Source organism: Nitrospira sp., from assembly GCA_016788885.1.
Lineage (GTDB): Bacteria > Nitrospirota > Nitrospiria > Nitrospirales > Nitrospiraceae > Nitrospira_A.
On sequence record JAEURX010000018.1, the window covers coordinates 30,808 to 46,125 of the forward strand.

The following is a 15,318-nucleotide window of genomic DNA, read 5'->3' on the forward strand; positions in this document are numbered from 1 at the left end:
CCGAAGCGATGCGGGTGATTGAACAGCAGGTTGGCGTGTTTTCAGTCAACCTTACGACTCTTTTCTCGTCACCAGACCACGAGAACCCAGACCGACCAGTGCGATCAATCCTGCGCCGAACAACCACACTGCCGCCGGCAACGGTACGAGAGACTGCAACGCGCCCTGCACTCTCGTGCTGGCAGAGCCAAAAAGCAGGCGGAACTCAGAGCGTGCGAAAGATGACAGGCTGGGTCCGCCTGCCGGGAGTGCATCGCTGGAGAATGCCCTACCAGTTGGATCCGTCAGTTCGAGCGTGAACCTGCTTGGCGAAAAGCCATTAACTGGGCTCCCAGACAAGGCGGTGATGTTAAGTTCGTAAATGTCGCTGCCGGCACCAGGAGCATTGTTCGTGATTCTGACGAAGCTAGTGAGCGGCGCATATGTGGCAACATACGTACCGACACTCAGTGAGAAATCCTGAATGGCGTTATACCGTCCGATGGTGGAAGTTGCATTGGAGTCTCTCGCCAGCGGATTGATGGTGATGCCTCCTGATACTGGAAGAGCAGTGGTAAAGCCGTCTGCCCCAAAACCATTCGGGGTGAAGACTCCGCCGAACACGTCTCCGACGGATCCAGTGAAGTTGAAGGAAATTGACGCTGCTTGGCCGCGATCAGGTGCCATGAGCACCGCACACAGTAACCCTGCTCCGAGGCCGATCATGGTTCGCACAGTCTTTCGATTGCTCTTAGTCATTCTCTTTCCTCCTGGACGAGACAAACGCCAACTCAAATAATCAGCGTGTAAAACTACGTATAGACACATTTAGTGCGAATTCTACCGGCATCTTGGACAGTACTCAAAACTGAATAGCAGCGCAAGGATTTTTTGTAAAAACGAAAAATATTTCTACGTATCCGACAAGGCTGTATGGATTCTCCTACAGGCATGTCGAACTGAACTCTGAATGCTGTGCGCACTGTGTGTCAAAATATGACACTCAAGGATAAGGCTGGGGCCAGGTGGACCTATCATGGCAGGTCATGTTGGAGCCTGGGGAGACCTACGAGACTAGTTGTGAACTTCTTTTCGTATAGGCCCTCCCTTTCACCGAGACGAAGGTGGAGCCATCCGTGCGACACAACTCATGGTTGAGCCGGTGGCAATTTCTTCATAAAGTCTTTTGTCACTTTCCACCAGGCAGCATTGTCGTCCCAGTTCATTCGCCCGTTGGCACCCCACCCACCCCAAATGACAATTCCATCGGCATATTGCTTGGCCATTTGAAGTTGAAGTCTCCAGAAATCAGCCGGCAAGGGGGCTCCTTTGAGCGATGGATTAGAGTCGTGGTACTGCGACCATAAAAATACATATACTGGCTTTCCGTTGGCATTACGTCGCGCCTCTGCTATTTGCGCGTATGCATAGCGCACCCATCCACCCTGGTCGGTATAGAAGGTGTACAGCGAGGGAAAGAGGATATCCACCGCTCCCGCCAAAGGTCGGAGCTGATCATTCTCCTTGGCAAAGGATGCCCATTCCTTGCTCATGGGAGGCTTGAGGGACTTCCAGTAATCGCGTATTGGTGGCGCGCCATAATAACCCACCGGCAACCCAGGCGCTGCCTCCTTGAACCATTGGAGCACGGTCATATACTTCGATAAGCTGGCACGCACCCGGTTGGGATCCCCAACCAACGGCCAATGTTCGATATCGATGACAACAGGAAAATTCTTTGCCAAGGCTTCGCTAGCGACCTGCCGAACAACGCTCTTATCAGGCAACGCATCGGGATTTTTGTACCACTGATTTCCGAATTGGCCTGTATACGCGATCGAGATGGGGCGGATGCTATACACCGACAAGTCTGGCTTGCCAGCATACATTGTCCCGTCAAACACCATAAATGACTTTTGATTGGGCAAGGCTTGTGCGTGCACGACTGGTTCCACTACCCCACTGACAAACCAGAAAGCTGAGAATATCCCGAGCACCACCGCAACTATGGTCGCGAAAATGATGGGGCCTCTCTGTGTCATGTTCATCATGTGTACTCTCCTCATCCGTTCCTACAAACGATTGTTTCATGCACCGTCGAGCGTCTCTGCAACTTCCATCAGACGAGTGAGCCTGATGCGAGGCCATTAAGGGATTGCAGAACAAGCAAGCACGCGATGCATACATGTTCATCGGTTGCAAGCAATGACAACTTGATTAACGCCGATGAGCGCATGCATTCTTTCCTGAAATCTGACAGGAAGGCGTGAAGACTGAATGTGTCGCGTCACTCGCCAAATTAAACGTAAATGTTAACACTCAAGTAAAGCAACTTAAGAGTGAAAACTGTCAAGTGTGAACGATGAGATTACATGCACGATCGTATGGTCGAAGTGGTGGGAGCAGAGGCTAATCAGGCAGCGAGTGGCGATAAAAAGAAACTGCGGAAGCAGATGGGGTGCAGGAATGACACAAGTGATGTATCGATATGAAGCAATGATCGTGTCAAACTGTCTGTCGTTTATCTGTTCATGATCTAACCATCCCGCTGAAGAGAATTGTTGCCGATAGCAACGAGCAGGCTCTCACCGTCTCGGCCAGTAGGCTGAGCATACATAGTGTTGTTATTCTGCCTTTGGATTGCCCGACGCTCTTGGTCCCTGAATCGTCTTGATAAAGTCTTTGGTCACCTTCCACCAAGTCGCATCGTCGTCCCATTTCGCTGGCCGATTGTTACTTCCCCACCCACCCCACAGGATGATCCCATCGGCGTACTGCCTCGCAGTGTCCAGTTCAAGCCTCCAGTAATCGGCGGGTAGGTATGTTCCCGCGAGCATGCGATTGGAGTTGTGGTACTGCGGCCATAAGAATACGTATACCGGTTTGCCTTTCCCGTATCGACGTGCTTCTTCAATTTGGGCCCGAGCAAACCGCACCCACCCTTCCTGATCCGAATAAAACGTATACAGGGAGGGATATAGCGTATCTACTGCATCAGCAAGGCTGCGAAGTGCATCGTTTTCTTGTTTCCATGTTCCCCACTCTCTACTTGCGGGTCCTTTCATAACTCGCCAGTAGTCGCGTATGGGAGGGACTCCGTAAAAGCCGACGTTGAGACTAGGGACTGCCTCCTTGAACCACTCCAGCACGGCGAGGAACTTTCGAATACTTCTCCCCACTTCTTGGGCATCACCATGGAGCGGCCAATGTTCGATATCAATCACCACGTGATCAGCCCGTGTTCGGGACTCTCGAGCTACTTTTTCAACCTGCTTCTTATCGGGCAGTTGCTCCGGAGAGCGATGCCAGTCTGTCCCAAGCGCTCCGGCATAGGCGAGTGAGATGGGGCGTATGCCGTACGCAGAAAAATCGGGCTTATCTTTGTACAGGGTTCCGTCAAAGAGGAGAAACGATCGTTCCTCACCAGCTTGTTGGCCGAGGGCTAGAGAAGTCGGAAGGAGCATACTCCAGAGAGCCATGGCTACCATTCCATAGGTGCAGACAATTCTCGCGAGGTGTTTACGAGAGAGCATCTTCCCTCCTTGATAGATAGGAGACTCCACTCCATCCCGATTCACTTCAAACTTCTCCTTTGTCATGCGCGATGATCCGCGCAGTTCTTGAGGAGCAACCGCCAAGCACGCTCGGCTCGAGTTTTGTCGAATTGAGCGTCGAACAAATCTCTTGCGTTTTGGCCATAACGCGCACATTTGGCGGTGTCTTTCGCGAGCGAACGAATAATCTCTGCAGCTGATTCGGCTTGGCCTAGTGGAACGGCAAATCCACAATTCGACTCGCGTAGTATTCGAGGGACTTCTCCCTCTGTATCGCCTAGATAAAGTGTTGGTCGCCCTGCGGCGGCAATTCCATAAAATTTGCTAGGAACGATCAGCCCTTCGAGTGATGGCTGTAGCGAGATAAGATGGAGATCCGGAACACAAAGACTGAGGTGCAGCTGTTCACGAGGTTGGTAGGGTTTAAACACCACGTTAGTCAGGCCCTTCTGGACAAGCGCTCCTCTCAACCAATCGTGTTGAGCTCCGCCTCCGATGAATACGAATATGATGTGGTTCTCATTTCGGAGCAACTGCACCACATCTAGGATCGTTTTGAAGTCATGTGCCCTACCGAAGTTTCCCGAGTACCCAACCACAAAGCGATGTTGCAGGTTCCACTCACGCCTGAGTTCGTTGTGTTCTCGATCAATGGGACGAATGGCCTGTCCATCCGCCCAATTGTGAATAACTTGAATGTTCTCGGCAGGAATGCCCTCTCTTTCCAGCCTGAGCTGCATTTGCTTGCCGATCACGACATTCCATTTGGCAGACAAGAGAGACCAATTTCGAAGAGATCGCAGGCTCCAGAAGAACTTTCCCGCCCGTCCACCGAGCAAGCTTGAGACAACTTCGGGAAATAAGTCCTGAATCCAATTGACCAGAAGTGCACCCCGGAGTCGAGTCACCATTGCAGCGAGAACCGAGATCAACGGCGGGTCGGTTTTGGCCACGATGACATCGTCTTTTTTCGTCAGTGCGAGTAAACTCCAGAGGGCACTTGCGTAAAACGTGGCATAGTCGAGCGTCCGGCCAGGTAAGTGCCGCCGGCCGAACATGGTGGACCAGACGCGAACGACACGGACGCCTTGCTCGTTGGCTCTTGCGGGGTAGAGCGCCAGTGGGTTGTCGTAGGTTTGCCGGCTTGTCACGACAGCAACCTCATACCCCGCTTCTGCGAGGTGAACCGTCACGTCCGTCAACAATTGACTCGTTGCAGAGTGATCAGGAAAAAAAAAACGATTGACGAAAACGATCTTCATCTTCTACTTGTGAGCTGTTGAGGAATCATTGTCGAGAACACAAGCTCCTCTCTCGAGACGCTGCAACTCATAACAGCAGGCATCGACGTAAAATCTAAACCAAAACCCCTGTAACCCGTGATAGATCAACCCAGGAGTGCCGTCAAGAAACCCGCCTCTGATCACGTATCGAGTGACGAAATAGAGAAGCGCTCGAAAAAACATGGGCATCCTTGAATAGAGGCTTGATCGCAGCCACCGCCTTCTCTCAATGGGCGATCCGATCAATTTGGCTTGAACGGCAACCGACGCGTCCCTTCCCGGCCCCTTGAACAGTTCGCGGGCTTCCATTTGTGCCCACTTATTGTGCCGCGCAGTCCATGAAAAGAGGGATGTGGCGGTCAGTTCGAGTAAATCTGCTTCTATGAGGGCAGTGCGGCCTTCGACGAGGAAATGCTGGTCATATTCCCGGTCTTCACAACGGCCGGATTGCCTTCGAAAGACTCTGCAGTGGTACGTGGGATACAGGCCACCGTGGACAATTGGTTTTCCGAAAAAGATGATTTTTCGTCGGACCATATATCCCGCGTAATCCTGTGTCGAATGCGACCTCCCGGCAAACAGTTCACCAAGTCGAGCAGCAAGTTCCGGCGATACTCGTTCATCAGCGTCGATATGAAATACCCATTCATGCGACAGCGGCACATTATTCTGTGCCCAATTTCTCTGGTGTGAGTAGTTTTGGAAAGGATGCGTAAGGACTTTCGCCCCGTACTTGCTGACAATGTCCAATGTCCGATCCGTGCTTCCCGAATCGACAACAAAGATCTCCTGCGCCCATGAAACAATACTTTCCAAACATGGCCCAATATTCTGCTCTTCATTGAATGTAAGAACGATGACGGATAGGGGCAATTTCTCTGGTGACATTCGTTTTCTCTGTGAATACAAGCAGTGTGTTGGCAGGAAACTGACCTGCTCAATTGGCCTTGACAGAAGACCGGCCACTCAGTTTATGCGCGTATGTTGCTGACAGGGTTCCATTCACTTGGGCGGGTTACCCTCCAGGTTACCTGCCACCAATTGGTTCTCCGGCCCATGAAATCAGGCGAGCGGAGCTAATCGAGCAGCGATTTCTTCGTAGGGAACGAATCGTCGCCTGTTTAGCTCAACGAAAAGTCTAAACGTTTGGAGAGAGATCGGGGTTCGTTTTCCCAGTTTGGCGAAACAGGAAGCATACCCACGCACGATTCCTTCAAGGGCAATGGGCAGCTGGCGAATGTTGCTTGCGCCTCTTGCGACGCAACGCGCGGTTTGAAGGCCCAGCAATGGAATCAGCACGGGCAGTGGCGCTGTATACCATGATGCCAATATCATGTTTCGGTAAAGCCATACATTTTTCCCTCGCTTATGCCTACCCTCTGTCGCCGGAAAATGATGTATTGGGTCGGTCATAGCCAACCGTACCACTCTGCCAGCATTCAGCATTCGCTGAGAGTATTCAGGCTCTTCGCCCCAGTGAAAAAGATGGCCTTGAAACCCTCCCAAAGCCAAAAATAGATCACGTCGTACAGCATAGCCGGCACCTGTAAAAGCATGCATAACCCAGAACGCGTGCTTTTCACTTGGCCTGCCTGCATAAAACTCTCGCGGAACTCCCCCAATAATGTTGATTAAGGGTAGTGCTAATGCCCCCACTCGTTCCTCTGAAAAATGTGGTAGTGCCTGAGAAATAATATTTGGAGTAGAAAAAATCGCATCATCATCTAAGGAGAAAACAATGGGGCTCGTGGCAATTTCTGCTGCACGGTTTCTTTGTACAATCAGTCCGCAGCGAGTCTCGGTTGCCACAAGTCGCACCATTGGGAACTCCGCTGTTACCATTTCGCCGGTCCCATCAGTGGAAGCATCATCCATCACAATAATTTCGACTTCCTCTTGTTGCGCTAGGGTGGATGTGATGGCATCCCTAAGCAACTCTTTCCTATTCCGAGTGGTGATAACGACCGTTGCTGCATATTTTTTGCTTCCGTTCATACGTCTCCCTGGCCACCTGCATCATTGAGGGTCCGGTTTCTTACGACCCGCGCTGGGTTGCCACACACAACAACCCAAGGCCTCACATCACGCATCACCGTTGATCGCGCTCCTACCACTGATCCCTCACCGACTGTGACCCCTGGGCCTATGAAGACATCCGCTGCCACCCAGGCTCCATTTTCAATGACTATTGGCGAGGAGATGAGAGGCATGTTCTGCTCCGTATAGTCGTGACTGGCCGTGCACAAAAAACTGTATTGACTGACCGTGGCGTGTGGGCCCAATCGGATCGTGTTGACGGAGTAACAATCCACCTTTTCTGACAGACAGCTGTGCTCTCCCATCTCCAAGTTCCACGGTGCCCATATGTCAGCAGATGGGTAAGGGTGAGCCCCTCGACCGACTTTTGCTCCAAAAAGCCGTAGGAGAGCGCGCCGCCAGGCGTGAAAGGGACGAGGGCTTGGACGATATAGCGTTCGCCATACGGCCCGCCAAAGGAGTCGAGCAAGCTTGTTCCAGAGTGAATGCGGACTCGGACAATGCGAGAGATTTACTGCTATATCATCGTCAGCTTTGTGTGCCATGTGTTCAGAGCCCGGCAGTTGCGCTTCCGCTACTTGGCCCATGGAGGGCAAAATTCCGGTCTCACCACTGCCCCCTCGAGCATTTGTTCATGCGTCTGTCGATCCTTTGGATCGGGAAATCGCTCTCCAATTTTTCGATTCGGCACTCCGCCGTGAATTTCAAAAGGTGGCACGTTTTTGGTCACCACCGTGCCCGCACCTATGATGGCGCCGCGGCCAATGGTCACCCCTGAAAAAATAATTGCCCCAAAGCCAATCCAGACATCCTCACCGATATACGTTCTCTTCAATCCTGGTCGTCCCGAAAAAATTATCGGTTTGCCTGGGATGTCGTGGAGGTGATCTCCGCCGACAACGGCCACATATGGCGCGAGCATGGCGTATCGACCTAGCTCAACCTTGGGTCCGAGTATACATCCGATGTTGACAAAGCTGTATTCATGGGCAGCCAGATCACTCGACACCCGACAGCCGCGCGCCATGTAAAACGTATGGTGGACATTATTCAATCCAAAGCGCCAGCGGCGGTATGTCATGAGACCTTGTCGAGCCAGCTTGTAGCTCCAATCCGTGGACCGTATCAGGTTAAGAAAATTCATTAAACTACTTCGTAGGCATGTCGTAAGCCGTAATCAAGTTTGGCCTTCAGCAGGGCAACCCGCCACAGCACGCGCAATGATATTCGCCTGATACTGCGGGTTGTAAAACCTCTCCATTATCGCAATGCACTCTTGCCGTGCCGTCGCGTCTGGCCATGGGCGATGGATCCATCGTTTTAATACCTCTGCCAGATCCACTACATCACCATGCCGAAACAGGTCCCCTGTTTTTCCTGGAACAATAGCTTCCGACTCAGGCATCTGATTGTGCACATCGTCATGTGTCACCACGGGAACTCCATAGGCCAGGCTGTGCATCGCGGTCAAACCGACCTGCCCTGGAGACACTGTTAGATTCGCGGACATGATCAGTTCCGCCAGGCGTTCCTCCTCATAGCAAGCACCAAAAAAATGAACGCTGAGCCCTCGCTCTAAAGCCCTCGCCCTCAATGCCGCTTCTTCTGGCCCTTCTCCCACTAGTAGGAGAGAGGTGTGGAGGCCCTCATCGAGCAACAAAAACATGGCGTCAAGCAAGAGGTCTATGCGTTTTAGTTTGTTCAATCTCCCGGTGCATATTAGGACTGGGCAGGCAGCATTCTTAAAAAACTGGTTTCGAATGCTGGAAAGGCGGGACCGTTCGATGGCCTCTCTTAATTCACTCTGATGTCTATAGTCCAAACTGTTATAAATGACGTAGAGGTTCTCCTTGGGAAACCCGTTTCTTATTCCAATCGCTTTCGCCCTATTGCCGTACAGCAATAAACCGTGTGCGAGCCTATAAAACAAATTCCTAACAAGCCGTTTCAGGCCACGCTCATCCCTCACCCACCCGTGCGTCCAAAATAAAACTCGCTTCCCCAGCAGCCTCGCCAGGCCAGCCGAACACCACGTACTTAAAAAATTCGCATTCCCCAGAAAAATTATTGCGTCCGTTTCTGGTTGCATCGCGAGGCGCAACAACCCCTTTTGCCAAATGAAATTCGCGCCGAGTCTAAAGCAAGGAGACCAACGCCATCGATCCTTGGGCGGCTCCCATGCCTCGATCTCGTTACTGGGTTCATGTAAATCGCTTATCAAGAAATAATCGATGGCCTCCGACGCTAGCAGCGTCTGCATGATCGCCGCGCGGTAATGGGCAAAAAAGTGATAGACAACTGCAACGCGCCGCTTTTCAATACGAGAGCAAACCGTCGATTCACTCATATCTCTCTTACGACGACGCCTGGTTGGACAGATATCCAAAAGAAAGACTGGAAACCTCGGTTGGGGATTGGGCATTGGAGCCTCTTCTTGCCAGGACTTTCTCGAATCGTCCCAGCCCGATCCCCAACATAAAGGGTTCAAGATTAACCAGTAGACTTCCCTGCTTGAGCGAAAGGATGACTGTGAACAGATACATGCCGAGAAGGCCAGCCACGAGCATTTTAAAATCCGAATCACCTTGCGACAAATGAAGTGCCCTGTAGGAAGAACGAAGCGTCAGGAGGAAGATCACTGCGTACAAAGCAAAGCCGAACACGCCTTCTTCGGCGAGCACCTCTAACGGTAGAAAATGCGGATAAATTCCGAGTATGCGATGGTCGTAGGCTGCTGAATTGCCGAGGCCAAAGATAAAGGTGGTTGGTGTTTCAGCGGCGAGTTCTACCATTAGCAAAGCATTGTCAAGCCGCCCGGAAACATCCTGTTGGGCGGATTGTTCGTTCCATCTTCCCTTTCCGCTTGCAACCTCTTTTCCCCAAAATTCTTGCATGGTCCAACCGATCGCGACGCTGATAAACAGTACTACCAGGGCAAGAACAGCAAATTGCTTCACGTTTCTGAGTCCACGACTAATTGGCCAGCACAAGAGGCAAGCTACCAGTACTGCTAGCAATTGTCCGCGAGAGCCTGAGCGCACAATCAACGCCAATGCCAGCGCGACGAATGCCCACTTTAGGGGAAACGACACAGCGGATCGTGGCCAGGGCTCAGTCAGAATGAGAATTATCACCACCAGGCCCGCCATTGCGGCAATGGCAAGTGGATTTCCTAAATTGCCATCAAGCACTATTCGCCGTGAGTCCCACTTCACAAAGAAGAGTAAGAGCACGGACAGAATTCCTCCAATCAGCGCCAATCCAGCATTTGCTGCATGGATGTCTCGAGCCTCAGTAATCAACAAAGGACACAGCAATATAATGGTAACAAGGTACGGCCAGCGGCTTGCCCACAGATTCAAACTAAGATCTGGGCGAGGTGCCCACTGAGTAGACGCAAATGCATAGAGAAAAAATGCCATGGTGAGCCAACCGATTGCGGGGTATCCCTTAAAAAGATCTAATCCTTTTCGGATGAATTGAATCGTGAGAGCGAATACTAGAATTCCACCAATTAGCAGATTTGTTGCGCTCTGATGATGAGCGAAAAATCTCGTAGTCGCTTGCCCCCACTGCTCTAACCCGAACATGCACAGGACACCTGCTATTGCCACAGCGGGATGCTTGATGGAGACAACAACGAGGAAGAAACAGATGCTTCCATATGCAAGTAGCCCGATCGTACCAGAGACCATGATTGAATCTTCTGCCTAGAGTATGGTTCTTCGCTTACGATATCTTTCAGATGGCATGGCAGCGGAGCATCTGCCATTATCCATAAAGCATCCGGCCGTTAATTATTATGATTCTTCTGCAAGTCAAGGCGCACATTCAAACGTAGAGAGTCTCATTAGGCGGACGAAAGGAGTACGCAATCGATTTGGCATTACTTCAGCCATCTGCAGCATTTGCCTGGGGAAAATGGTTCTGCTAGCTATCGTGAAAATGGATACGAACAACAAGCCGTTGGCGAGAACTCTTACTGCCGGTGTTAAGAACGTCATCAGAAAGCCATCCATAAGGACTGAAATACCTGCCGAAAGCAAAGCTATCGCCCACCTCTGAGACAGACTAATCAACACCAAGGAAGTAGCAATCCCGGAGGTCTCAAGAATGCTTCTCAGGTATACGAGAGATCCGGCAAATAAGCAGGATCCGGCCCCCAGGGCTACTCCAATAGCATTCTTTGTCAAAGTGGCCCCAACCATTCCGCCTGCAATAGTTGCTGCTGCGAGCAGAAGCATCATCACCGCCATCTGTTGGAAGTGTCCAAGTGCCGCCTGAGAAGCATTCACAACACTCAAAACAACCGTTATTGGGTAAAATACACATAGAATTTGGACTGGTTGGACGGACTCCAGCCACTTTCCTTGCCAGACAAGCGCTTCTAGTGGGTCGTAAATGGCGATAACTGCGAGAGTCGGAGCGGCCAACCAGGTTGCCAGCTGCAACGAACGTTCTAGGGCGAGTCTGGATCGTTGAGGATCGTGTGTCAGCTGAGAAAATGCCGGGAATAATACTTGGAACAGGTTGTGAGAGAGCAGCAGCCCAATTTGTACGACGAATTGATAGGCAAAGTAATATACCCCTAGTACCGACTTAGACACAAAGAATCCAAGGGTAAAATAGAGGCCGTTATTGAAGATACCAGTAGCGCATGCGCTCAGCAGAATCCATTTCGTTTGGCCTAGGATATACGGCCATTGTTGGTAGCCAGTTGGGTCGAGCCAGGGCGTTAATCGAGTGATCCACCAAATGGCTATACTCTCGCATACACTAGAGACGATAACTGGCAAAACAAAACTCAATGGCCCGAGACCATACCACGCGAGGCCAACCATCCCCACACACCGAATAACGGAAGAGGATATCTGTATTAGCGATAAGATGCGGAACTCAAGCCCGATGCGAAGTTTTGCGGAAAGCACGGTGGCTGGAGTTGCTACAACAGAAGCACATGCAATTACCGCAAGAACAACTTGCAATCCTGGCTCTTTGTAAGCATGGGCTAGAGCGGGAGCAATGCATAATATGACAGCGCCTGCAGCAACATTGAGCGTCAATGATAGCCAGAAGACAGGGCCCTTGAAACGATCGTAGTCACCTTGTTTTTGAATAAGAAAATTCCGAAGTCCATTGTCTGATAGTAAAGCCGTAAAAGAGGTGACAGAAACGGCAATCGCATATAGTGCAAAATCGTCGTGACTCAGAAGCCATCCAAGGGTGATTTGGGCACTAACTCCCAAAATCTTCGCGGCTCCAGTATTAAAGAGCATCCAGATTGCGCTCCACCTGACCGTGTTTCTCAATGGACGCCCCGTCATTGGCGGGCTAGTGTCGAGGTTATTCATTTTTTGAATATAGGAACGGATTAATCTAATGAACTCGCGCGCGTCGCATCGGATTTAGTGAAAAGGTTTCTGACATGCATAAAGCATATGATCGCGAGCTGTGATCCAGACTGGTGCTCGACGACAGAGAAATATTTGCGCAAGTCTCCGAAGCCTCAGGCCTCGCAGTCTATTTGCTGCCATGAAACCCAAGTTCTTGCTTGTCTCAATAGTTCTTTGCACAAGTGTTGACCTTCTTTGTCGAATTCTTCGGTAGTAGAGGCGTTCCATTCCTAACTGCGCGGCCATAAAGTCAAAAGTGGCAGCACAGTAAAAACTGACATGCTCTGGTAAGCTACAGTACCAATGTAGATTCCGCTCCAAGCGCCACTGCCAGGCGGCCGAGTCTCCTGTTTGTATCAAGAGCACACCTCCTGGACGTAGGAGGTCTCGAGCGCGTGTGAGGAAGGGCATGGGGTCAAGAAGGTGCTCCACCACATCCAGTACGGTGATTCTGTCGAAGTGATGAAGAGTGGGATCGAGACCAAAGATCGATTGACCAAGAATGTGAACGCCATTCGCTGCCGCTTTCTCCGCAGCCTTCCTGCTTGGCTCAACTCCAAATAGAGTGTATTCATCGCGTAGCGTTTTGAGGAAGGCGCCATTGTGGCACCCGATATCCAGTATCGAACGAGCAGGGCCGAATTTCTTGAGCACATTGCGGACACTACGGAATCGTTGACCTCCGTCTGCATCAATTTTTCCCCACAAATCGTCGCTGCTATTCGCATAACACTCCGCGAGCGTGAGTTCTGAAATCGCCGGACTTTTAAATTGAAACGCACAGCGGTCGCAGCACCGAAGTTCAAATCTTGTTCCGCATAGATCAACTGCTGATCCGGCAATCAAGGCTGGTTGTGCATGGTAAATTTCTCCGACCCCGTTGCACTGACTGTTGAAGCAGATCGGGCATGCAGTTCTAGTTTGGGATAGTGGTCTCATTGTGCAGCCAGAGTCTAAAGGCGCGGTTCTCGAAGACTCCCATCGTGTTGGCGCTGATACCCCCACCAATCATGTCCTGAAAATTGTCTGAGGCGGTGGCCAGAAGGGACAAACAACAGGTCCATGTAGCCAAGCACATCATCTGATGGCCGTCTTAGGATCCCCATGACGTCGAACCAGGAAAGGCCTCGCTGTCTCATGAATTCGATCACCTCCTCGACAGTTGGCATTTTCGGATGCACACGATAAAAATTAACCTCGATGAGTATAGCCTCGCATTTGTCAATTAGCGTGGTAGCTCCTTTCAATACCTCGAGTTCATATCCTTGAACATCCAATTTAATAAAATCCGGTGGAGGGATGCGTTTTTCAGCGACCATTTCGTCGAGCACCAGCATTTCAGCAGTTGACTTAGCTGAGCTAGAGGGGGTTAGGTCATAGAGACTTGTTTGGTTTCCCCTTTCGTCATACTGAATAGTCTTGTGACATGCTCCAAGCAGACACGAGAAATACTGAAATTTTGGCAAGGTGCTACGTGCAGCTTCGAGAAGGAGTTGGTTTGAAAGATTCGGTTCGAATCCAACGATGTGAGCACTCGGCCAGGTAGAGGCAGCGAGTCTTGCCCAATTTCCTTGTGCGGCGCCTACGTCGTAGATCACTTTAGGCGTCACACCAAGAGACCGCAGGTGATTTAAACGCTTGGGCATATCCAAATGTCTCATGCTGGGGATGAGTTCGACTGCACATTGGCGCAGGAATGTTTTCAATGAGGCAGGCAACCAGCGATTCAAAATATTTTGCTTCATCTTCACTGTCGTCAAACCAATAAAGGATTGATGTTATCAATGCCTGATAAGACTTCACTCCACGAGACCATCCCTTGAGGGAGAGGCTCCCCCGTTCTCGTCCTGATGCGCGCCGTAATATGGGCAGCAAAATTGGCGACGGTATGAAAGCGCACGAATCGAGTTGCCTCAGCGGGTTGTCGATAGCTTCCCGCACTATCCAAAGCGGTCTTAATCCGCACAGCAAACTCCTCGATATTAGAGGTGCAACAGGTCCACCCGAGGCCAAATGTGGGAACTACTGCGCCTAGCCAGCCATAGTCAGAAGCCAGCACAGGTTTATGTAGAGCCGCTGCACGCACAACGATGCCGGAGGATCCTATGTGTCGAGGGTATGGCGTGCAGATCATGTCGGCAGCATTCAATCCGAGGCAGAACAGTTCATGTGATAAATACCGATCTATAAGAATTAGTCTTCCATTCCGAACATACGATTTCATTTGGCTTTCAATCAGATGCCGGACTGGAGGGTCGATCTTTCCCATCAATAACAGTCTGTCATTTACGCTCAGTTCTGCACGACAAAATGCCCGCACTAGTAAGTCAGTGCCTTTCCTTATATCTCCCGATCCCAAGCCGACAATATATCGACCATCAGTAGGAACGCCGATTTGCCGTCGAGCATCGGATAGATTAACGCGTCGAATCTGCTCAACCGGTTCAGGAATAATGTGGCACTTGGCCCTGAATTTTGTCCCGTGTTGTTTTAGTGCTGAAAATGAGATGGGATCGAGTTGATGCAAGACCTCAAACGGAAGAAATCGGGTCATGGCGAGTGATGCGATTGCGTGAACGCGATCGCGCCAATTATCCGCTGGATAGGCAAAGCTGCCTCGCATCATGATTCCCTCTATTTCTGGCTTTGAGGATAAGTCCAAGGCCCCCATAATCTTGGCAGGCCCCAGGAGCTGAGCGAGACCGTCTGCGTAGGGGACGAAAAGCTGGTCGGCGCGCTCATTCCGCAGGGCTTTTCGAAATGCATCAAGCTTGATAAGAGCGTTGCGAAACGAACCGCCATAAGGGGTGTAGCCGTGTGTCACCAATCGGAAAAATGATTCGACCTCGTGTAGATGAATTTTGTATTCGTCCGAGCCAACTGCTTTCTCACTGGTGAAGAGAATCACTTCCTTGCATAGAGGATTCAACGCCTCGATGAGGACGCGTACGAACTGCAACCTGTGGCCAGTATGGTCTAATTCAAACACTAAGGTGCGCATACTGGACCGCGTCTTAGCCCAAATATGATCAGATGCATCTCAGCGCGATCAAGGAGTAATCATTCGATTGT

Annotated in this window: 14 protein-coding genes; all 14 read right to left on the reverse strand. The window is 50.9% G+C overall.

Annotation, left to right across the window (positions count from 1 at the left end; translation table 11 throughout):
• Positions 1 to 51 precede the first annotated feature (51 nt).
• The 14 genes from JNL86_05555 to JNL86_05620 all read right to left on the reverse strand — a co-directional run bounded on the left by JNL86_05555 (position 52) and on the right by JNL86_05620 (position 15,247).
• Entirely contained in the window at positions 52 to 666 is a 615-nt protein-coding gene (locus JNL86_05555; protein MBL8042368.1) for a hypothetical protein, read from the reverse strand.
• 461 nt (positions 667 to 1,127) lie between these two features.
• Positions 1,128 to 2,030, reverse strand: coding sequence for a hypothetical protein (locus JNL86_05560; GenBank protein ID MBL8042369.1), 903 nt, complete (start codon positions 2,028 to 2,030; stop codon positions 1,128 to 1,130).
• A gap of 573 nt (positions 2,031 to 2,603) precedes the next feature.
• A complete protein-coding gene (locus JNL86_05565) occupies positions 2,604 to 3,512 on the reverse strand; it encodes a hypothetical protein (GenBank protein MBL8042370.1) in 909 nt (302 codons plus the stop codon).
• A gap of 62 nt (positions 3,513 to 3,574) precedes the next feature.
• A complete protein-coding gene (locus tag JNL86_05570; GenBank protein MBL8042371.1) occupies positions 3,575 to 4,795 on the reverse strand; it encodes a glycosyltransferase family 4 protein in 1,221 nt (406 codons plus the stop codon).
• Positions 4,796 to 4,798: 3 nt separating this feature from the next.
• Positions 4,799 to 5,704: a glycosyltransferase family 2 protein gene (locus tag JNL86_05575; GenBank protein MBL8042372.1), complete on the reverse strand. Its 906-nt coding sequence runs from the start codon at positions 5,702 to 5,704 to the stop codon at positions 4,799 to 4,801.
• A 174-nt stretch (positions 5,705 to 5,878) separates the two neighbouring features.
• A complete protein-coding gene (locus tag JNL86_05580; protein ID MBL8042373.1) occupies positions 5,879 to 6,811 on the reverse strand; it encodes a glycosyltransferase family 2 protein in 933 nt (310 codons plus the stop codon).
• Positions 6,808 to 7,026 (reverse strand): hypothetical protein, encoded by a 219-nt coding sequence (locus JNL86_05585; GenBank protein ID MBL8042374.1) that lies wholly within the window; start codon positions 7,024 to 7,026, stop codon positions 6,808 to 6,810. The genes JNL86_05580 and JNL86_05585 overlap by 4 nt, the downstream gene beginning before the upstream one ends.
• 401 nt (positions 7,027 to 7,427) lie before the next feature.
• Entirely contained in the window at positions 7,428 to 7,997 is a 570-nt protein-coding gene (locus tag JNL86_05590; protein ID MBL8042375.1) for a hypothetical protein, read from the reverse strand.
• A 33-nt stretch (positions 7,998 to 8,030) separates the two neighbouring features.
• The gene (locus JNL86_05595; GenBank protein ID MBL8042376.1) at positions 8,031 to 9,200 is read right to left on the reverse strand and encodes a glycosyltransferase; all 1,170 of its coding nucleotides are present in this window, start codon (positions 9,198 to 9,200) and stop codon (positions 8,031 to 8,033) included.
• Between the two features lie 7 nt (positions 9,201 to 9,207).
• Positions 9,208 to 10,548 carry an O-antigen ligase family protein gene (locus JNL86_05600; protein ID MBL8042377.1) on the reverse strand — a complete coding sequence of 447 codons (1,341 nt, stop codon included), beginning with the start codon at positions 10,546 to 10,548 and terminating at the stop codon, positions 9,208 to 9,210.
• A 123-nt stretch (positions 10,549 to 10,671) separates the two neighbouring features.
• Complete coding sequence (locus JNL86_05605; GenBank protein ID MBL8042378.1) at positions 10,672 to 12,129, reverse strand: oligosaccharide flippase family protein; 1,458 nt, start codon at positions 12,127 to 12,129, stop codon at positions 10,672 to 10,674.
• A gap of 129 nt (positions 12,130 to 12,258) precedes the next feature.
• Positions 12,259 to 13,092: a class I SAM-dependent methyltransferase gene (locus JNL86_05610; GenBank protein MBL8042379.1), complete on the reverse strand. Its 834-nt coding sequence runs from the start codon at positions 13,090 to 13,092 to the stop codon at positions 12,259 to 12,261.
• A 107-nt stretch (positions 13,093 to 13,199) separates the two neighbouring features.
• Positions 13,200 to 13,991, reverse strand: a complete 792-nt coding sequence (locus JNL86_05615) for an FkbM family methyltransferase (protein MBL8042380.1) — start codon at positions 13,989 to 13,991, stop codon at positions 13,200 to 13,202.
• Between the two features lie 11 nt (positions 13,992 to 14,002).
• Positions 14,003 to 15,247, reverse strand: coding sequence for a glycosyltransferase (locus JNL86_05620; protein ID MBL8042381.1), 1,245 nt, complete (start codon positions 15,245 to 15,247; stop codon positions 14,003 to 14,005).
• Positions 15,248 to 15,318 lie beyond the last annotated feature (71 nt).

Coding starts and splice junctions, on each gene's coding strand:
- JNL86_05555 (MBL8042368.1), bottom strand. CDS start 666: ATGGCACCTGATCGCGGCCAAGCAGCGTCAATTTCCTTCAACTTCACT.
- JNL86_05560 (MBL8042369.1), bottom strand. CDS start 2,030: ATGATGAACATGACACAGAGAGGCCCCATCATTTTCGCGACCATAGTT.
- JNL86_05565 (MBL8042370.1), bottom strand. CDS start 3,512: ATGCTCTCTCGTAAACACCTCGCGAGAATTGTCTGCACCTATGGAATG.
- JNL86_05570 (MBL8042371.1), bottom strand. CDS start 4,795: ATGAAGATCGTTTTCGTCAATCGTTTTTTTTTTCCTGATCACTCTGCA.
- JNL86_05575 (MBL8042372.1), bottom strand. CDS start 5,704: ATGTCACCAGAGAAATTGCCCCTATCCGTCATCGTTCTTACATTCAAT.
- JNL86_05580 (MBL8042373.1), bottom strand. CDS start 6,811: ATGAACGGAAGCAAAAAATATGCAGCAACGGTCGTTATCACCACTCGG.
- JNL86_05585 (MBL8042374.1), bottom strand. CDS start 7,026: ATGCCTCTCATCTCCTCGCCAATAGTCATTGAAAATGGAGCCTGGGTG.
- JNL86_05590 (MBL8042375.1), bottom strand. CDS start 7,997: ATGAATTTTCTTAACCTGATACGGTCCACGGATTGGAGCTACAAGCTG.
- JNL86_05595 (MBL8042376.1), bottom strand. CDS start 9,200: ATGAGTGAATCGACGGTTTGCTCTCGTATTGAAAAGCGGCGCGTTGCA.
- JNL86_05600 (MBL8042377.1), bottom strand. CDS start 10,548: ATGGTCTCTGGTACGATCGGGCTACTTGCATATGGAAGCATCTGTTTC.
- JNL86_05605 (MBL8042378.1), bottom strand. CDS start 12,129: ATGCTCTTTAATACTGGAGCCGCGAAGATTTTGGGAGTTAGTGCCCAA.
- JNL86_05615 (MBL8042380.1), bottom strand. CDS start 13,991: ATGAAGCAAAATATTTTGAATCGCTGGTTGCCTGCCTCATTGAAAACA.
- JNL86_05620 (MBL8042381.1), bottom strand. CDS start 15,247: ATGCGCACCTTAGTGTTTGAATTAGACCATACTGGCCACAGGTTGCAG.